At 38.6% G+C, this 17928-nt stretch carries 15 protein-coding genes and 1 pseudogene; 9 read left to right on the forward strand and 7 right to left on the reverse strand.

What is annotated here, in order from left to right; translation table 11 throughout:
• Positions 1-42 precede the first annotated feature (42 nt).
• The 3 genes from ACG9ZB_RS00700 to atzF are packed head-to-tail and all read right to left on the reverse strand — an operon-like array spanning position 43 to position 6203.
• Positions 43-747, reverse strand: coding sequence for a GntR family transcriptional regulator (locus ACG9ZB_RS00700; RefSeq protein WP_419323464.1), 705 nt, complete (start codon positions 745-747; stop codon positions 43-45).
• A 3-nt stretch (positions 748-750) separates the two neighbouring features.
• Positions 751-4353 carry an urea carboxylase gene (gene uca / locus ACG9ZB_RS00705; protein ID WP_419323466.1) on the reverse strand — a complete coding sequence of 1201 codons (3603 nt, stop codon included), beginning with the start codon at positions 4351-4353 and terminating at the stop codon, positions 751-753.
• Positions 4354-4373: 20 nt separating this feature from the next.
• Complete coding sequence (gene atzF / locus ACG9ZB_RS00710; protein WP_419323468.1) at positions 4374-6203, reverse strand: allophanate hydrolase; 1830 nt, start codon at positions 6201-6203, stop codon at positions 4374-4376.
• Positions 6204-6336: 133 nt separating this feature from the next.
• On the opposite strand from atzF, the gene ACG9ZB_RS00715 reads away from it, so the two are divergent.
• Both ACG9ZB_RS00715 and ACG9ZB_RS00720 read left to right on the forward strand, forming a co-directional pair.
• Positions 6337-6867 (forward strand): transposase, encoded by a 531-nt coding sequence (locus ACG9ZB_RS00715; protein WP_419323470.1) that lies wholly within the window; start codon positions 6337-6339, stop codon positions 6865-6867.
• A 5-nt stretch (positions 6868-6872) separates the two neighbouring features.
• Positions 6873-7157, forward strand: coding sequence for a hypothetical protein (locus tag ACG9ZB_RS00720; RefSeq protein WP_419323472.1), 285 nt, complete (start codon positions 6873-6875; stop codon positions 7155-7157).
• Between the two features lie 341 nt (positions 7158-7498).
• Here the strand turns inward: ACG9ZB_RS00720 and ACG9ZB_RS00725 are convergent, their stop codons facing one another.
• Genes ACG9ZB_RS00725 through ACG9ZB_RS00735 form a run of 3 tightly spaced genes read right to left on the reverse strand, consistent with a single transcriptional unit; the run spans position 7499 to position 10454 of the window.
• A complete protein-coding gene (locus ACG9ZB_RS00725; RefSeq protein ID WP_353142107.1) occupies positions 7499-8554 on the reverse strand; it encodes an AIR synthase related protein in 1056 nt (351 codons plus the stop codon).
• Positions 8539-9816, reverse strand: a complete 1278-nt coding sequence (locus ACG9ZB_RS00730; protein WP_353142106.1) for a phosphotransferase — start codon at positions 9814-9816, stop codon at positions 8539-8541. The genes ACG9ZB_RS00725 and ACG9ZB_RS00730 overlap by 16 nt, the downstream gene beginning before the upstream one ends.
• Entirely contained in the window at positions 9813-10454 is a 642-nt protein-coding gene (locus ACG9ZB_RS00735; RefSeq protein WP_353142105.1) for an HIT family protein, read from the reverse strand. Before ACG9ZB_RS00735 ends, ACG9ZB_RS00730 begins: the two co-directional genes overlap by 4 nt.
• 121 nt (positions 10455-10575) lie before the next feature.
• Here ACG9ZB_RS00735 and ACG9ZB_RS00740 point away from each other — a divergent pair, with 121 nt between their 5' ends.
• From ACG9ZB_RS00740 to ACG9ZB_RS00770, 7 genes and pseudogenes are all read left to right on the forward strand, one after another.
• A complete protein-coding gene (locus ACG9ZB_RS00740; protein ID WP_353142104.1) occupies positions 10576-10848 on the forward strand; it encodes a hypothetical protein in 273 nt (90 codons plus the stop codon).
• Between the two features lies 1 nt (position 10849).
• On the forward strand, positions 10850-12271 hold the full coding sequence (gene hxsB / locus ACG9ZB_RS00745) for a His-Xaa-Ser system radical SAM maturase HxsB (RefSeq protein ID WP_130113994.1): 1422 nt from the start codon (positions 10850-10852) through the stop codon (positions 12269-12271).
• A 5-nt stretch (positions 12272-12276) separates the two neighbouring features.
• A complete protein-coding gene (gene hxsC, locus ACG9ZB_RS00750; protein WP_419323475.1) occupies positions 12277-13464 on the forward strand; it encodes a His-Xaa-Ser system radical SAM maturase HxsC in 1188 nt (395 codons plus the stop codon).
• 55 nt (positions 13465-13519) lie between these two features.
• The gene (hxsA, locus tag ACG9ZB_RS00755; protein WP_130113992.1) at positions 13520-14182 is read left to right on the forward strand and encodes a His-Xaa-Ser repeat protein HxsA; all 663 of its coding nucleotides are present in this window, start codon (positions 13520-13522) and stop codon (positions 14180-14182) included.
• A gap of 25 nt (positions 14183-14207) precedes the next feature.
• On the forward strand, positions 14208-15056 hold the full coding sequence (locus ACG9ZB_RS00760; RefSeq protein WP_419323477.1) for a hypothetical protein: 849 nt from the start codon (positions 14208-14210) through the stop codon (positions 15054-15056).
• A gap of 40 nt (positions 15057-15096) precedes the next feature.
• A protein-coding gene (locus tag ACG9ZB_RS00765; protein WP_101494812.1) for an IS3 family transposase occupies positions 15097-16172 on the forward strand; the annotation gives its coding sequence in 2 pieces (ribosomal slippage) (positions 15097-15349 and positions 15349-16172; 1077 coding nt in all).
• A gap of 47 nt (positions 16173-16219) precedes the next feature.
• Positions 16220-16426, forward strand: a pseudogene (locus ACG9ZB_RS00770) (DUF3732 domain-containing protein); the annotation flags it as partial.
• A gap of 130 nt (positions 16427-16556) precedes the next feature.
• Here the strand turns inward: ACG9ZB_RS00770 and ACG9ZB_RS00775 are convergent.
• The gene (locus ACG9ZB_RS00775; protein ID WP_419323479.1) at positions 16557-17840 is read right to left on the reverse strand and encodes a ribonucleotide-diphosphate reductase subunit beta; all 1284 of its coding nucleotides are present in this window, start codon (positions 17838-17840) and stop codon (positions 16557-16559) included.
• Positions 17841-17928: the final 88 nt, after the last annotated feature.

Here is a 17928-nt window from a genome sequence, read left to right on the forward strand (position 1 = left end):
TGAAGCGCCTTTTTTATTTTAGACTGGAATGTTGACAAGTGCTTAGCGACTTGCTTTCACAACAGCATGCTGACTGAGCATACCTAAGGTAATTTTTTTTACTTCATCCCGACTTTGTTGAATGTGAGCGCTGATCTTTTCAACGGCAAGTTCCGTCTGTTGCTGTGCTATATAATTCAAAATAGCTTGATGCTCGGCATAGGTGGCTTCAATCCGATCTGTTTTTGAAAAATCGAGGCGACGAATAATGCGAATTTTTTCACTGCCCTCTTGATGAATTTTGATCATTTCTTGATTGCCAATGGCACGAACCAACGCACAGTGAAAATCTTCATCAATTTTCGCCATGGCTTTTAAACTCGATAGATACTGTTCAGGTGCAACCATCCAAATTTTGTGTAGATGTTTCATTTCCTTCGATGGCTGAGATGCACTGCTGCATAACTTTCGAATTGCATACTGCTCAATCATGATGCGTAGCTCATACAGCTCATCGTAATATTGTAAGTTCAACGGACGGACAGTCCAGCCACTACGAAATGCTACCTCTACATAGCCTTCTTGTTGCAATCGATATAGCGCTTGCCGCGCAGGCGTGCGGCTGACCTGATAGTTCAAGGCGATTTCGGATTCGGTAAAACGTTCACCCGGCATCAATTTGAAATCAAAAATATCGTTTTTAATTTGCTGGTAAACAAGTTCAGACAAATTGTCTGAACTTGAACCTGAACGTGTCATATTGGGCATGTACTATTCCATATAAATTAAAGGCTCACCGCTATGAACGGTTTGTCCAGCCCGACAAATGATAGCTTTGACAGTACCATCATCCGCAGCGTACACTGGTAATTCCATTTTCATTGCTTCAATGATAGCAATGGTTTCACCTTTTTTCACAATCTGACCTTGTTCCACTAATATTTTCCAAATATTACCTGTCATCGAAGCATGTAGTGCTGCATAGGCGCTGTAGTCGGTCTCATCAGGTATTTCTGCAATCAAATGTTCTTGATGATCAACACTTTCTTTCCACAAGCCCACTTCAGCGCTAAAAGCGTGTTGTTGCTGTGCACTAAATTCGGCAATGCTGTCTTTTTCATCCTCAAGCAGTTGTAAATACGCGGCATAGTCAAATTCAGTATCTTCAATTTGAATTTGTGCTTGTCCATTTTCAAAGTCGGCACGCCATTGTTCTAACTCTGACTCAGATACGGGGAAGTATTTGATTTGATCAAAAAAGTTTAGGAACCATTCTTTGTCGCCAAACTGTTTGTTCTTTTTAAACTTATTCCAGATGGGTAGGGTGCGTCCGACCAGTTGGTAGCCTCCCGGAGAGTCCATACCGTAGATACACATATACATGCCGCCAATGCCTACAGTACCTTCAGCGGTAAAAGTACGTGCAGGGTTGTATTTCGAGCTTAATAGGCGGTGGCGTGGGTCAATCGGTACTGCACAGGGCGCGGTGAGATAAACATCACCAAGGCCTAAAATGAGGTAATGGGCATTGAAAATAATTTCTTTGACTTGCTCACGGCTTTCTAAACCATTGATACGTTGAATAAAATCGACATTGTTCGGTAGCCAAGGTGCTTTGGCACAGACACTTTCTTGATAGCGTTCAACAGCACCTAAAGTTGCACTGTCTTCAAATGCCATTGGGAGATGGATGATCCGTGACGGAATCTTGATTTGGCTTAAATCTCCCATTTGTTGTCCAAGCTTGAGTAGAAATTCGATCAATTGGTACTGTGGAAGTGTGAGTCCATCGTATTTGATTTGCAGCGAGCGTACACCGGGGGACAGTTCCAATATGCCTTGAATATTAGCCGCGCGGATCAGCTGCATCAGTTGGTGAACGCGCAAGCGTAGCGCCAAGTCTAAAACGTTGTCACCGTACTCCAGTAAGATATAACTGTCCCCCGCTTGGCGGTATACCGTGCGTGGAGACATGTCAGTTGCCTCTAAGCTGGCAAGAATTGCGGATGTTGGAATATCACTGCTTGGCGGCTCAGAATGAAGTACTGCATCGGTAAAGTTTTCGATTCGTTCAATTTGTTGTTGTTCTAAGGCATTGGCTTGTTCAACAGTTAAAGGATAAAAGCTGATTTTATCATCGGCTTTAAGCTGACCCACTTTCCAAAGTTCAGCTTTGGCAATGGTTACAGGGCAAACAAAGCCCCCCAGACTCGGCCCATCTTTGGCTAAAATGACAGGGAAGTCGCCTGTGAAGTTAATCGCACCAATGGCATATTCACAGTCATGGACATTGGATGGGTGAAGTCCTGCCTCACCGCCATTTTCACGTGCCCAGCTTGGTGTTGGCCCTGATAGACGAATGCCTAAACGGTTGGAGTTAAAGTGTACGCTCCATTGGGAGGCAAAAAACTCTTCAATATATTCGGGTTTAAAGAAGTCAGGTGCACCATGTGGTCCATACAGCACCCCAATTTTCCACTCTTTACCGTAGCTTGGAATGAGTGCAGGAGATAGAGCTTCTGGTTCTTGCGTTGCTAAAGGTGTATCGCTATTTGGATGGATTGTGTTGACGAGTTTGATCATGTCACCTGCACGAAGCACGCGTCCTGCATGCCCGCCAAAGTTACCTAAAGCAAAAGTCGAACGACTGCCCAAATATAGGGGGACATCAAGTCCATGGCGAACTGCTAAATAGCTACGGCAACCAGACTCGACCTGTCCTAAGCTGAGAACCTGACCTGCATGTACATGAATGGGTTGCCAAAATGCAACAGTTTCATTATCTAATTGTGCAGGACAAGGCGCACCAGTAAGCGCAATCACACTGTCTTGGTGGAACTTGAGGCTTGGGCCTTGCAGGGTGAACTCGAAACCTGCTGCGCTAGCATCATTCCCTACAATTCGATTGGCCAATTGGAAAGCATAGTCATCCATTGGGCCTGATGGCGGTACACCGATATCCCAATAGCCAACACGTCCCGGAAAGTCCTGAATCGAGCTTTGCGTGCCAGCTTGGAGTACTTCAATCACATTCGGTACGTAGTCAAAGTCATCTAGCAAGCGTGTCCAGATTTGCATTTGTGCAAAGCGTTCATCAGAGATCACGCTATGTGCATAGTCTAAATTGGTGCTGATGCCATTTAAACGAGTTTGAGAGAGCACACTTTTTAGTTGCTCAATGGCTTGTTCACGGTTGTCAGCATGTACGATGATTTTGGCAATCATCGGGTCGAAATATTGTGAAATTTCTGTTCCTGTTGAAACCCATGTATCAACACGACAATTGTCTGGAAATGCAACTTCGGTCAGTATACCCGGGCTAGGTTGGAAGTTCTTAACAGGATCTTCTGCATAAATACGCACTTCAATCGCCGCACCTTGCGGTTGGATATTGCTAAGTGCATTCCAATCCAGTGCATCGCCCGCAGCAACTTTAAGCATGCATTCAATCAGGTCTAAACCCGTCACCATCTCAGTAACAGGGTGTTCCACTTGTAGTCGGGTATTGACCTCAAGGAAGTAAAATTCATCACGTGCAGCATCATAAATAAATTCGACCGTACCTGCGCTGCGGTAATTGACCGATTTGCCGAGTTCAACTGCTGCTTGGTGTAGTTTTTGACGTGTGGCTTCGGGGAGATGAGCCGCTGGGGTTTCTTCCACCACTTTTTGGTTACGACGTTGCAATGAACAGTCGCGTTCGCCTAATGCAACCACTTGACCTTGGCCATCACCAAAAATCTGAACTTCGACATGGCGTGCACGGTCAATAAATCGTTCTAAAAATACGCCCGAATCTTTAAAAAATTGTGCGCCTAAACGTTTGACGCTTTCATAGGCTTCAACTAAGGCTTGTTCATTATCACAGCGGGTAAGACCAATACCACCACCGCCTGCGGTACTTTTCAGCATGATGGGATAACCAATCTCTGTAGCCGCAGAAATTGCCTCATCTAAGCTTTCAAGTAACCCTGTCCCTGGTGTCATAGGCACTTGTGCAGCCGCCGCAAGTTCACGTGCACGGTGTTTTAAACCAAACTCTAAAATTTGTGTCGCGGTTGGCCCCATAAAGGCAATATTATTTTTCTCACAAGCCTCTGCAAATTCAGTACTTTCTGATAAAAAGCCATAGCCGGGGAAAATAGCTTCAGCCCCCGTTTTTTGTGCAGCTTGAATCAATTTTTCAATGCTTAAATAAGTGTCGGATGGTTTTAAGCCGTCTAAGGCAATGGCAATGTCCGCGTCTTTGACATGTTGTGCGTAACGGTCACTGTCTGAATATACGGCTACACTGGTCATCCCCAGTTTTTTTAAAGTGCGAATTGCACGTACGGCAATTTCGCCACGGTTTGCAATCAATACAGTTTTAAACATTTTAAAATTCCTAAATTTGACTAAGCTTGTTCTACTTTTGAATTGTTACGGTGCTGGATATAGGCGCGCCAACCGCCAAAGTGACTGATATTTTCGGCATCGTTTAAGCCATAAGGCTCACAAATAAAACCTTTCACCCATCGACCGTCTGCCAGTTCGACATTGCCCATGCCCAGTGGTGTCGGAATCTCTGCGACAAATTCTCCAAAGCGAGCGGTGGGTACATCCCACAGTTCAACAATGATCTGCTGACCGTGTTCATCGACTCGGGCTAGACCGGGTTTAGGTGGGACAGTGTCGTTTAGTGCAAACAGGGCATAGTGCTCAGCGGTATGTGTGGTTTCCACAAGCACAGCATCACGTGTGAGCAATTGGAAGTTCAACGGCATTCCTGTCAGGTGTGCGCCAACCACCGCAACACGGATATGATGTGGAGAGACTGAGTTCTGCAGCACTGGAATGGGTGCATAGCGTTCTAAGGCCCCCAGTTTTAAGTTCAAATGCGTCTGCCAAATTTTTCCAAATTCAATCAGGGCTTGGTCATACCATGCAGGTGCAATTAGGCTGATGCCGAAAGGTAAATCGTCGGTGCGGAAACCTGCGGGCAGGGCGAGAGCACTTAAATCGGCGAGGTTGGTAAAATTGGTATAAGTCCCAAACTCAGAGTTCAGACTAATCGGTGATTGTTCCATTTCTACAAGGGTATGAATGGTTGGGGAGGTAGGAACAATCAATGCATCAAATTGGGATAAAGTATCTTGAATTTTTCGGCTTAAGTCTTGCTTTAAGTACTCTGCGTTATAGGCATCAACTGCACTAAAATCATGACCTTTTTGAATGATTGTGCGCACTGTCGGATCGAAAACCTCAGGCTGCTGAGCCAATAATTCGGCAACCGCCGCCGTACGTTCTGCCACCCATGAGCCTTGATAGAGTTGGGCTGCCAATTGTTCAAACGCTGAAAAATCAATTTCAGTAATTTCAGCACCGAGAACTTTTAACTGTTCTACAGCCAATTGGAAGGCATATTTAGCTTGGTTATCACCAAAGAAGTCCAGTTTTTGGGGAATAGCAAAATGCGGTTTAGCCGAGAGTTTCGCAGGTGCAGTCTTTGGATGCTGGCGTGAATAGCCATCTAGCGCATCGTAGTGTTCTATCATTTGGGCAATGGTGTCGGCGTCTGTTACCGTTAATGCGAAAATGGAAATACAGTCCAAGCTTTTACAAGCTGGTAATAAACCACGATTTGAAAAACGGCCTTTAGTCGGTTTTAGCCCAATAATATTGTTAAACGCAGCAGGAACACGACCAGAGCCTGCAGTATCTGTTCCGAGTGCAAAGGGCACCAAGCCACGAGCTACAACACTGGCTGAACCAGAGCTAGAGCCACCACTGACATAGTCAGCGTTAAACGTGTTACTGACTGCACCAAAAGGAGAGCGTGTCCCGACAAGCCCCGTTGCGAACTGGTCTAAATTGGTTTTTCCCACAACAATGGCCCCTGCATTTTTAAGCAGGCGAATGGTTTCCGCATCTTGCGTAGCAACAGTTGTCAGGGCCTTGCATGCGGCCGTGGTGATAAATCCAGCAACATCGATGTTATCTTTCACTGCAAACGGAATGCCGTATAAAGGAAATTCTTTGTTGAGGTCTGTGGCTTGATCTGCTTTTTGTTTTAAGGCTTCAATTTGTTGGAAAAGTATTTCTGTGGTAGTAATTGAAATCCATGCATGATCAGGTTGTGGTAATTGCGCTACATAGTCGATTAAATCTTCAAGATGAATGTCTTGGTTGAGATAAGCGGTTTGCCATTCTTGAAGTGTCCAGCCAATGCATTTGTTCTGACTCATTTTTTGCATTCCAACTTGTATACATGATGGAATACAAAAATGCAGAATCTATGCCAATCTAATTAATTTGATTTATTTTTGCTTATAATTTTTATAAATCAATTGGTTGTGGTTGAGTTTTGGGTTTAATTGAGTGATTCTAAATGTTTTTAGAGTTGCACCAAAACAAGCGCATAGGGGAGCTAATGGTGCTTTTTATGATCAAGCCTTGGGTAGTTTGACGTTAAACTATTTAAAAATAGGCTTTAAATCATATTCTTTGTTTATGTGGATTGAGGGAATTAAAGCCAAAAGGATTGATAATAAAAAAAATCAAACCAATGCAATAGGAGCAATCCATGGGGGGAAGGTATTTGCAGTGGGTTTATTTGATAGCAAAGTAAATTCGGATGTATTTCATTTTTGGATAGATAAGTTTTTATTACCAGAATTACCCTCGAATAGTGTAATTGTCATGGACAATGCAACCTTCCATAAACGACCAGATATACAAGATCTATTAGCCCAACATGGGCATCAAATACTTTGGTTATCACCTTATAGTCCTGACCTTAATCCTATTGAAAAAATGTGGGCATGGGTGAAAGCAAAAAGGAAAAAATGGTTGGTTAACTCAATAGATAAGCTTTTTAATCGTTTCTTTAACGAGTGTATGGGTAATTAAGCGTTTTGACTATAGATGCATCCATATCAGATGGTATCAATTTAAATTTGCCTACACCTTGGGTTTGTCATGAACTAAATCTTAATTTTAATAAAGACTCTTTAACATGGGATGACCATGAAGGTAATGTAGTAATAAGGAATATTAGTTTTGAGGCAAATACATGTACTTTGTTGAATTATAAAGCTGCGGAAAAATTCTTTAACGAAGATAAAACTTTTATATCTATCTATCTCTCTGAAAGGGGGGGGCTTGGCTCAAAGGAAGTAATGGAAATGTTTCATGGGTAAGGGTTGAGGGTGTATGTTGGAAAAATGGAACAAGAGTTTTCGAGAAAACTAAAATAAAAGAAACAAGGAAAAATATGGAATGAAAAAAATAGAGCCATTAGGCTCTATTTTTTATTTCAAGGAAATTTCATTTGTCGCTAAGGAAAACTTATATGTCGTCTTACGCGCGTGACGCGCGTCATGCGACACATACTCTGTCATTATCGAATACAGAAATTCAAAAACTTATAAATCGTTGCGACACATAATGACATTGGAATACGACACAACCTATGACATTTTATGAGAAAAGCGACTCATCTAGTGTCATTTTTAGAAAAAGGCTATAGATTAATCATGCTTTAATCAATGAATATTGGTATATCCATAAACTTACTGATCATATCTCCTATTGAATTAATAGAATTATATCCACCAGAAAAGTTCTGATTGAGGCAGTTTTTGTTAAGTATACGATTATTTTCAGTCTTAACTTGGCCTATACCGGATTTTGTGTAACCTAGTTTAGTAAGAGTGAAATTGTTCAGCTTACTTTCAAATATATCAACGTATTCATTAGGTACAAGGCAAGCAAGTTGCCAATCACCAAAGCTATAGAAAATATTCTCTAAATTGATATTCTTATTTAAAACAAACCCTGTGATTTTTGGATCAAGATCCCACTGGACATCATTGTAAATAGTTATATCCAAATCATTTAAGTGAGCGAGCTGGAATAGAGCATTAGCTGCACCATCAGAGCAATCCATACATGCAACTTCAAAGCTCAAAGAACCAATTATTTGTCCAGCTTTTGTTTGTGGTACTGGAAAACAGAGAGCCATATTAAGCTCATTTTGTATAGTGGTAGGCAGATTATCCCAACCATAGTGGTTTCCAATTACTGATGACCAAAAACGACCAGACTTACCTACTAAATAGAAGGTACAATTTTTTTGCTTTATATGACGAGTAATTTTCTGTTCAGACGCTGTTCCTATGATCGTCCCTGTTGCTCCAAACTTAGCAGTACTCTTAACATTGCCACCTAATAATTTCGCATCTGCTTTTTGTAAAGCGGCCATTAATCCTGATTGATATCTTTTAAGAAATTCAACAGAAGTATTATCAGGGATTTCTAAGGACACTAACATTCCTATCGGATTACCCCCGGAAGCTGCTATATCAGATAAGTTAATAATAGCTGTATAGCAGCCCCATACTTCAGGAGTTGCCTTATCAAACCATTTAGCCATAGGGGTTGGGCAAGGATCAATAGACCAAAGCAAGTCGCCATTAGCTTGAAAGTGAGCGCAATCATCATTTATTTCTTTTGTATTTGAACTTACATCAGGAATAAATATCTCTTTTAATAATTGAATTTCACCTAAATCTGAAACAGTTAAGGATTTGGCCATATAGAAGCTCCAATCTTATCTAAGCCAATTAATGTCCAAACTAATTCCATTTCATCGTAGCCGCTTAACCCTAAAACAACTAAAAATAGACTACCGAAATAATTTTCTTTTGCAGAAATTAGACTTTCATTTTCTTCACAAAATTTATTTAATACTTTTTGTGCTGATATACGAGTTGTTCGGATGCACAGATACATACGTTTTATGGCACTAATTTGATAATCTTCAAGTGAGTCAATTAATGCTACATTTTCAAAAAAAACATTCCAATCAGGTAAATCAAAACAATATTTACATAGAAAATCTTCAATATTTTCATAAATGTTGATAGGAATATGTAGAGGGGCTTCTCGAGTAGGGCGTTCTATATTTTTAAGTAACTCGGATAAAAGCATATATTTTAAAGTTGCTTCTATAAGGACAAAATCTTTTGCAGGATGTCCGTAATGGCTCCAGCCAAAATCAATTAATTCAGTATCATTTGGTTGTTTAGCATCTAACATTAAGTTTCTTGCATGTAAATCACCATGAACCAAATAAGGAGTAAACTCAAAATCTAACTTTTTTGTTATGTCTGAATAATATTTAAAAATATTATTACCAAGCTGATAAATACCTGGGTAACTTTTTGAAGAATCAATAAGAGCTTGTATTCTTTCAATGGGTTTATTTTTTCGTTCTAAGTACCTAGAAAAGTCTTCTATAAAATTCTTTTTCGTTAGTTTATTAACATCTAAACAAACTTTTCTAAAAACTGAATCAAGAGCTAATGTACAGTCCTCATGAGAATTTTTCATATCAAGGAAAAACCCCCGAAACTCTTGGTGATTGGGTATTTTGGCTAAGTCGTAAATAATAACCCCTAAATCCTTAGTGGAATGTTCTTCAGCAATTACTCTCGAACACAGAGAGTGATGTTCAGCTAGTTCGGCAGCTTGTTTCTCTTTAAAAGTAGCTTTTTTATTTTGAAATTTCGCGATAAATCTTTTGGGAATACTACTTGACGTAATATAGTAATCGAAATAAAAGACTTCACTTCCGCTTTTCCCAGCACGGGCTACTGGATATAAATCTACTTTATCAATTATAAAAGATTTTTTAAAATGTTTATCAATTACTTGTCTAATCAGATCAATTCTTAATTGAGTTTTATCTCTATTGGACTCCAAATCACGATCAAATCGGAATTCAAATTTAATTTTTTCTAATAGATCATCATCTAATGAGTTAGGGGTTAAACTAGTTGCAAGAGATGTATTCATGCGAGATCTACCTTTTCAAGGATAGAAAGCATATTTTCTTCTCGTTCTGCTTTTCGCCAATCCCATTCATTTTTATCAAGTTGAGTAGCTATAGCTTTTCTAAGAGTTTGGCTTGGCAAGGCTTCATTTAACTGTAGATGATAGAAGCCATCTTTCAAATTTCCAGCAAAAATATATGGCTTATCAATAGATGTATTCTTTAGTACAGATTCAATATTAGTTATGAGATCTTTATTCTGAAAATTATAAAGTTCACTTACATCGACTTGACTAGTTGAAGGTAAAACATGGAGGTGTGCGTGATAAATTCCACAACTACCATCATTAGGCCCTAATGCTCCATGCTCGAAAATTAAGCTGTTAGTTAACTCAAAGCCTAAGATTAAATGAACTTGTTTAAGTAAATGGGTTAATTCTTGATTAAGATTGTTTAATCTTTTTTGTGTTTGCGCTAGCGTAGAATCATGACTCTTGGGTACCACAAGAAAATGTCCATTTACTAGTTGCCCAATACAAGGGAATGCTACTAGAGATTCAGTTTCGTAAATAATTCTACTCGGAATTTCTGGGTATCGAGTAGCAAAATTTGTGTCACGGCTTCCATTGAGTTCTCTACAAAACACACAATCATTAATCATGTAATGCCCCTTAATACAAATTTATAAGTATGAATTTATCGAATTCTACTATACCAAAGAACAATCTATTTTTTTAAACTATTCTTTCAGCTAAAAGTTATTTATCTTAAAAGGAGAAAGTGTGATTCAGAAATTAATACAATTTGGTTTTGATATTCATGTTGAGATGTCATTAGATGAAATCATACAGGCATTGAGATTCTGCCCAATTACATACGAGGTAGAACGATTAGATTCTCAACATTTCTTTTTTAAAGTTGAAGATTCGTATCAAAAAAATTTAATTCTTAATTTCTTAAATGATTTTAAATTACGTAAAGAGTTAAATAAGCAAGTTAGTCCTCAACAGAAGTCTTTTGTTGATGCAATTATTTTAGCAAGTATAAGTAAATAAAATGATTTTTAAAAATGTGGAATTAATGCCATTTAACTTTAAACGAATGACAGATGATAATTATCTCATAACAAGTGTTACGGGTGATTTTGAGTTTATTTCTCAGGATAATTTAAAAAAAATTATTGCTAAAGATGAATCATTAGATATGGATATCTATCTCAAATTGAAATCCAAATTTTTTCTGATGAGTCAAAATGCTATTGGTTCAAAGCGAGCTTTAACTTCAAGGTTACATGCAAAAAAATCAACAATTCTAGAAGGAACTTCGCTCCATATTATTGTTGTGACGATTCAATGTATGCACTCATGTTCTTACTGCCAAGTCAGTCGCCAGCAAGCAGGAGATGAGTTCACTATTTCTAGAAAAGATTTACTCTTGGCCTGCGATACTATCTTTGAAAGTACATCAGATACTTTAACAGTTGAGTTCCAAGGGGGAGATCCTCTAATCAAATATGATTTAGTACAACTTGCTATTGAATACATTACTGAAAAAAACAAAGAGCACAATAGATCTATTCGTTTTGTGGTAACTACAACATTGCACCAGTTAACCTCTGAAATGTGTTTATTTTTCAAAGAACATCAAGTGGTATTGTCTACAAGTATTGATGGTCTTGAAGACTTACATAATAAGAATAGACCGATTGCTAATCGAGATGCTTATGAAAGAACTATTGAAGGCTTAGAACTAGCACGTCAAGAATTAGGCCAAGACTCAGTTTCTGCATTAATGACGACTACACGTAAAAGCTTGAATTATCCTAGTGAGATTGTAGATGCATATGTTCAATTAGGATTTAAGGATATTTTTATTCGTGGTTTGAGTGATTATGGATTTGCTAAGAAGAACTCAAAGCGACTTGCCCCAACTCACGCTGAGTTCTTAGATTTTTATGAGAAAGCATTGGAACGTGTCATTCATTGGAATGATAGAGGATATGAACTAATAGAAGTTCATTCAGCAATTTTATTAAACAAAATCCTTTCTCCATTTGATCAAGGTTATATTGATCTCCAAAGTCCATCCGGCGCTGGATTAGGGTGTATTGTCTATAACTATGATGGATACGTATACCCTAGTGATGAATCTCGTATGCTAAAAGAAACAGGGGACACTTCTTTACGCTTAGGTAAAATTGGTGAACCTTTATCTCAATTGTTAAGCTCGGATCTACAAAGAAATATCATTACTTCGAGTTTGAATTTCAATGATCCGAGTTGTAGTCAATGTGCTTATCTACCGTATTGTGGGCCTGATCCTATCAGTGCTTATAACGAATTCAAAACGATGACTCCACCAACACATTTAACCAGTCATTGTAGGCGTTACATGGGTTTGTTCGATTTGATATTTAACAAGTACCAAAATTCTGACAAGTTTAGAAAGTTAGCAAATCAGTGGGCCTTTAGTAAGTAGATAGTATGAGAAAAATAAAACTAGACTCAGTCACAAAACATACCCCACAAATCTTTAGGGTACTTAATCTGGATAACTTAGATGGAGAGTGGTTGCCTAATCAATCTATTTTAGTGCCAGTTACTAATATCCAGGAAGTTGAAATCTTTGATCGATATATTCAGGCTGGGCTAGATAATCTTTATTCAATTTATAGCTCAGACTTGCTCGAAAGGGTTGGTGCAAATAATCTCTTTATTCCAGAACAACAAGCACTAGAATCAAATGACGTGGTTACTATTGATCCATATAAAAAGAACCTAAGCGTACTTTTGAGAGCAAGTGATACTCACCATACTTTGTTTTTAACTAACAGATGTAATAACTATTGCATCATGTGCTCTCAGCCACCTACTAAGCATGATGATTCATGGTTAGTACAACAAGCATTAGAAATTATTGATCATCTCAGCTATGAACCGATGAATATTGGTTTAACAGGTGGTGAGCCATTACTACTAGATACTCAGTTAAGGTTAATCATCGATACCATTCATAATAAATTTCCTACAACCAAGATTGATGTATTAACGAATGGTCGCTTGTTGAGTAATCCTAAGATAGCTAAATCAGTGTTATCTAATCTTGAAACAAAAGTGAATTGGCTTATCCCATTATATGGTCACGCAGATCTTTTACATGACTTTGTCGTGCAGCAACATTCGGCTTTTGAAGAAACACTAGAAGGTCTATATGTCCTCCAGCATTACGAACAACCGATACAGTTAAGAATTGTTTTAGTTAAGCCTGTATTGGAGAACTTAATTGATCTTTGTACCTATATACGAACCAATCTTCCATTTGTGAATGAGGTCGCTCTGATTGGATGTGAACCTATTGGTTTTGCACTTGCGAATAAGGAACTTAGCCAAGTTGATATTAAGGACTGGTGGGATCAACTAAATGCGGCAGTGGATTTATTGCTAAGTACTAAAACTCGGTTAATTTTAATGAATATTCCGCTATGCTGTTTGCCGCAAAGCTTATGGCAATATGCAGCAAAAAGTATTTCTGATTGGAAAAATACATATGATGATGTATGTAATAGTTGTGAAATTAAAGCTGATTGTTGTGGACTATTTAGTTGGTACAAATCAGGATGGATGCCATCTACGTTGTCGCCAATTAAACTTGTTGATATTATGAAAACTTAAATTGCATAATATATTTATTAATTAGTATCTTATTATTTTTTGGGGCGGTGGAAACTTGAGTAAATTTATAAAATCGTTAGCTCTTTTTGCTGTATCAGCTCCAATCGTTCATAATAAAGCGGAAGCAATGGCGAATGTGACTGTTGATTCTTATGATAACTTAGAGCCAGTATCAATTCGTCCTCTCAATTATGAGTACGAAAATGTGTTTGCTGCACATCGAAGTCACTCAAGTCATCGTAGCCACTCAAGTCATTCGAGTCATTATTCTGGTACTGGTTATTCGGGCTATTCAAGTTCTAAACTTCCAACCTATTCTGTACCGACTTATAGTGCACCAAGTACAAGTAGTTCATATGCTGGGACTACTTCAACTGCGAAAAAAAGTTCAAATATAACTGTAAAAACATATAGTAATGTACCTACACGGACTGATACAGCCTCTAATCCTTTCTATGGCAACTCTACTTCAGTTAATACTGGAGCAACAGAAGACCCGGTATTAGCTCGTGTGCTACAGGTGAAACGTGTACAAATGTCTTTACTACGACTCGGTTATTATTCCGGAAAAATTGATGGTGATTTGGGTAAAAACACAAGGAAAGCTATTGCAAATTATCAAGTTGATAAAGCATTAACAGTTAATGGTCGAATGACTACAGAATTATTAAATAGTCTAGGAATTCCAGCGGTCAATTTTGTTGAAGACTCTTATTAAGAATTTAGATTCAAAAAAATAAAAAATGTCAGAATTTCTTAAATTTCTATTCTTGAAGATAGAATGGCTAATAGGATTTAGTGGGCTAATTACTAAGTTTATTATTGGTTTTGGTATATGCCTTATACTTTGCTATTTTATTTATATTGATTATTTTCCAACAGATTTGTCGTTGGGGGATGGTCTTTTATTCTTTCTTATCACAGTTAAATTTTGTTTTGTGTATCTGTTATTTTTAGGGTCACACTATGCTCTCGGAAATACTTTAGTTGGTTTATTAAGTGTATTAAAAAATATATGTATCACCTTATTTTATTTTAGAGAAAAGTTAGCCAAAAAATTATTGAATCTTTTTTTTATCAAATTAGATTTGAAAGAAAGTGTTGATCGAATTGGAAAATTTTTTATCAAGTTTTTACTTTCTGTTTTTGGCTTGGCCTTTGTGTTTGCTTTTTATGGTGGAAAATTATTGAATTTGATTACAATGATTTTTTTAAGTTTATTACTAAAATTTTGTATTGATAAAATCATAAATCAATTAAAAACAGAAAAATTAAATAATGAAAATTTAACTGAGAATGAGAAGGACTATAAAAATAAAAAATTATTATTAATGTTGGTTTATATTTTAATCGTTCCTAGTGTCGTATATCTTTTTTATGCAGGAAAAGATACAAATATTTTTATTAAGAATACACTAGGTTCTGTACGAGAAGATGATAAAAATAGCCTTATTTATATCAAATTAGTATTCAAAGATTTTTTTCCTGAAGCCAGAATTGGAGAGAAGAAAGGTGAATACATAGAAATTAAAGATGCTGAAGTCTTGTTAAGAGGTGTTGGGGTAATCCCCCCTAAAAATAATAGGATCTAAAAGTAGAATTTTCTCTTAAGATACGAGCAGGAGATTCTGCATGAAAACATCTAAATTTACTGACAGTCAGATCATGTCCATCTTGAAACAGGCAGAATCTGGCACACCTGTAGCGACCCTTTGCCGTGAACACGGCATGAGTAATGCTACCTTTTATAAATGGCGTGCCAAATATGGTGGTATGGATACATCATTAATGGCTCGACTGAAAGAGCTAGAAGCCGAAAATACCAGACTTAAAAAGATGTATGCGGAAGAGCGATTAAAGGCCGAAATCATCCAGGAAGCGATGGCAAAAAAGTGGTAAAGCCATCTTGCCGGCGTAAGATGGCACAACAGGCAGTTGCCCAGCATGCCATTAGTATTCGTTTGGCTTGTAAAGCATTTGGCATTAGTGAAACCTGCTACCGCTATCAAGCCAAACTCAGCGATGACAATGCACTCATTGCTGAACAGCTCATTGAACTCACTGAGGAAAATTCCGATTGGGGCTTTGGTTTGTGCTTCTCGTATTTACGGCATGTTGAGAGTTGCTGCTGGAATCACAAGCGGGTTTACCGCATTTACTGTGAGTTGGCACTGAATCTGCGTATTAAACCGAGAAGAAGACTAAAACGGCATGCGCCTGAACCATTGAAAGAACCAATCCGAGAAAATCAGGTTTGGTCATTAGATTTTATGCATGATCAGCTTTCCGATGGTCGCAAGTTTCGATTATTGAATGTGATTGATGATTACCGCCGCGAAGGCCTAGCCATTGAAGCAGGGTTCTCATTGCCCACAATCAGGGTTATTCGTACGTTGAATCAATTGCTGGAGTGGAGAGAAAAACCGTTAGTGATCCGATGCGATAATGGTCCCGAATTTATCAGTCACGAATTTGTGCGCTGGGCTACTGAGCACGGTATTCGTATTGAATATATTCAACCGGGTAAGCCACAGCAGAATGCGTATATTGAACGCTATAATCGGACCATACGTTATAGTTGGCTGAGCAAGCATTTATTTGATACTTTGGATGAAGTACAAGATTATGCAACAAACTGGTTGTGGCATTACAACCATGAAAGACCACATCAAGCTAACAAAGGAAAGCCACCTCTAATGGCTGCTTAACCTCTACTTTTAACTTCGGTTATTTATGGGAGGATTACCGAACAGTACAAAAAACTGAATCAGATGCTGATATTAATGCTGTTAACTTATTATTTACATTATTGTTAGAATTTACTCAAAAAGAAGTCCCAGGATTTCAAATAATAGTTACTGAGCATGCAAACTTAAGAGATAAATGGTTTCAGGAGTGTCTAGTCGAAACTCCTTGGACAAAACCACCAGCGCTGGTCCCTGATGATTGGCCTACTTTATAAGCTTTCATATTTATAATGTAAAAAACCGCCATTAATGGCGGTTTTTTCAATGACAACTTATGTGTCGCGCAATGACATTTTATGTGTCGCAAATGACAACTTATGTGTCGCGTGACGACGCGGTTTTCCCTTACCAGCTCAACGCACCACCAGTCTGATAATCTGTCACACGCGTTTCGAAGAAGTTCTTCTCTTTACGCAAGTCCATCATTTCAGACATCCACTGGAATGGGTTGTTCACACCAGCAAACTGCTCAGGCAAACCTAACTGAGCTAAACGACGGTTACAGATGAATTTTAAGTATTCTTCCATCATCGCAGCATTCATACCCAATACACCACGTGGCATAGTGTCACGTGCATATTCGATTTCAAGCATTGTTCCTTCAAGAATCATCTGAACGATTTCTTCTTGGAATTCAGCAGTCCACAAGCTTGGGTTTTCGATCTTGATTTGGTTAATCATGTCGATACCAAAGTTCAAGTGCATAGATTCATCACGCAAAATGTATTGGAATTGCTCTGCAACACCATTCATCTTGTTACGACGACCCATCGACAAAATTTGGCTGAAACCGCAGTAGAAGAAAATCCCTTCAAGTACGCAGTAGAACGCGATCAAGTTGCGCAGCAAAATTTGGTCGTTTTCAGGTGTACCAGTTTTGAAAGAAGGATCACTTAAAGATTGAGTATACTTTAAGCCCCAAGCTGCTTTACGTGCTACAGATGGAACTTCGCGGTACATGTTGAAGACTTCGCCTTCATCCATACCTAAAGATTCGATACAGTATTGGTAAGCGTGAGTGTGAATCGCTTCTTCAAAGGCTTGACGCAAAATGTACTGGCGGCATTCAGGGTTGGTAATGTGGCGATAAATTGCCAATACCAAGTTGTTTGCAACCAATGAATCCGCAGTCGAGAAGAAACCTAAAGAACGCATAACAATGGTGCGCTCATCTTCAGTTAAGCCATTTTCAGACTTCCAAAGTGCGATGTCATGGTTCATGTTGACTTCTTGTGGCATCCAGTGGTTTGCACAACCATCTAGATACTTCTGCCAAGCCCATTCGTATTTGAATGGTACAAGTTGGTTCAAGTCAGCACGACAGTTAATCATCGCTTTGTCGTCAACCTGTACACGTTGAGCACCCATTTCTAGTTCTTCTAGACCTGGAGCAACATCTAAACTTTCTAAGGCGTTAGATGCTCTTGCCAATGGATCGGCTGGATTTGTTGATCGGCTTCGAGCGGTTGAAGCGGGTTGTGCAGTTGCCACATTCTTCTGTGGTTGCTCTGCAGTAGATACCATCTGCGGATTAGCCGCTTTTTGCGGTTCGACGGGCGCAGACTTGTGTTCAGGTGCAGCCGGTTTTTGCGAATCATCTTCGAAATCGTCCCAACTTAGGATAGACATATCAATTCTCTCTACGTTGCTTTATATCTTTTATCGACATCCAACAGTGCTGAGATGTCTTACTATACGCTTAATTTGTGAAAGCAAA

It is taken from the genome of Acinetobacter johnsonii (assembly GCF_048551975.1).
Lineage (GTDB): Bacteria > Pseudomonadota > Gammaproteobacteria > Pseudomonadales > Moraxellaceae > Acinetobacter > Acinetobacter johnsonii_A.

Excerpts from the sequence above, each read along its gene's own strand:
- ACG9ZB_RS00700 (WP_419323464.1), bottom strand. The coding sequence starts at position 747 with ATGCCCAATATGACACGTTCAGGTTCAAGTTCAGACAATTTGTCTGAA.
- ACG9ZB_RS00735 (WP_353142105.1), bottom strand. The coding sequence starts at position 10,454 with ATGATTAATGATTGTGTGTTTTGTAGAGAACTCAATGGAAGCCGTGAC.
- hxsB (WP_130113994.1), top strand. The coding sequence starts at position 10,850 with ATGATTTTTAAAAATGTGGAATTAATGCCATTTAACTTTAAACGAATG.
- ACG9ZB_RS00730 (WP_353142106.1), bottom strand. The coding sequence starts at position 9,816 with ATGAATACATCTCTTGCAACTAGTTTAACCCCTAACTCATTAGATGAT.
- atzF (WP_419323468.1), bottom strand. The coding sequence starts at position 6,203 with ATGAGTCAGAACAAATGCATTGGCTGGACACTTCAAGAATGGCAAACC.
- ACG9ZB_RS00760 (WP_419323477.1), top strand. The coding sequence starts at position 14,208 with ATGTCAGAATTTCTTAAATTTCTATTCTTGAAGATAGAATGGCTAATA.
- ACG9ZB_RS00775 (WP_419323479.1), bottom strand. The coding sequence starts at position 17,840 with ATGTCTATCCTAAGTTGGGACGATTTCGAAGATGATTCGCAAAAACCG.
- ACG9ZB_RS00725 (WP_353142107.1), bottom strand. The coding sequence starts at position 8,554 with ATGGCCAAATCCTTAACTGTTTCAGATTTAGGTGAAATTCAATTATTA.
- uca (WP_419323466.1), bottom strand. The coding sequence starts at position 4,353 with ATGTTTAAAACTGTATTGATTGCAAACCGTGGCGAAATTGCCGTACGT.
- hxsC (WP_419323475.1), top strand. The coding sequence starts at position 12,277 with ATGAGAAAAATAAAACTAGACTCAGTCACAAAACATACCCCACAAATC.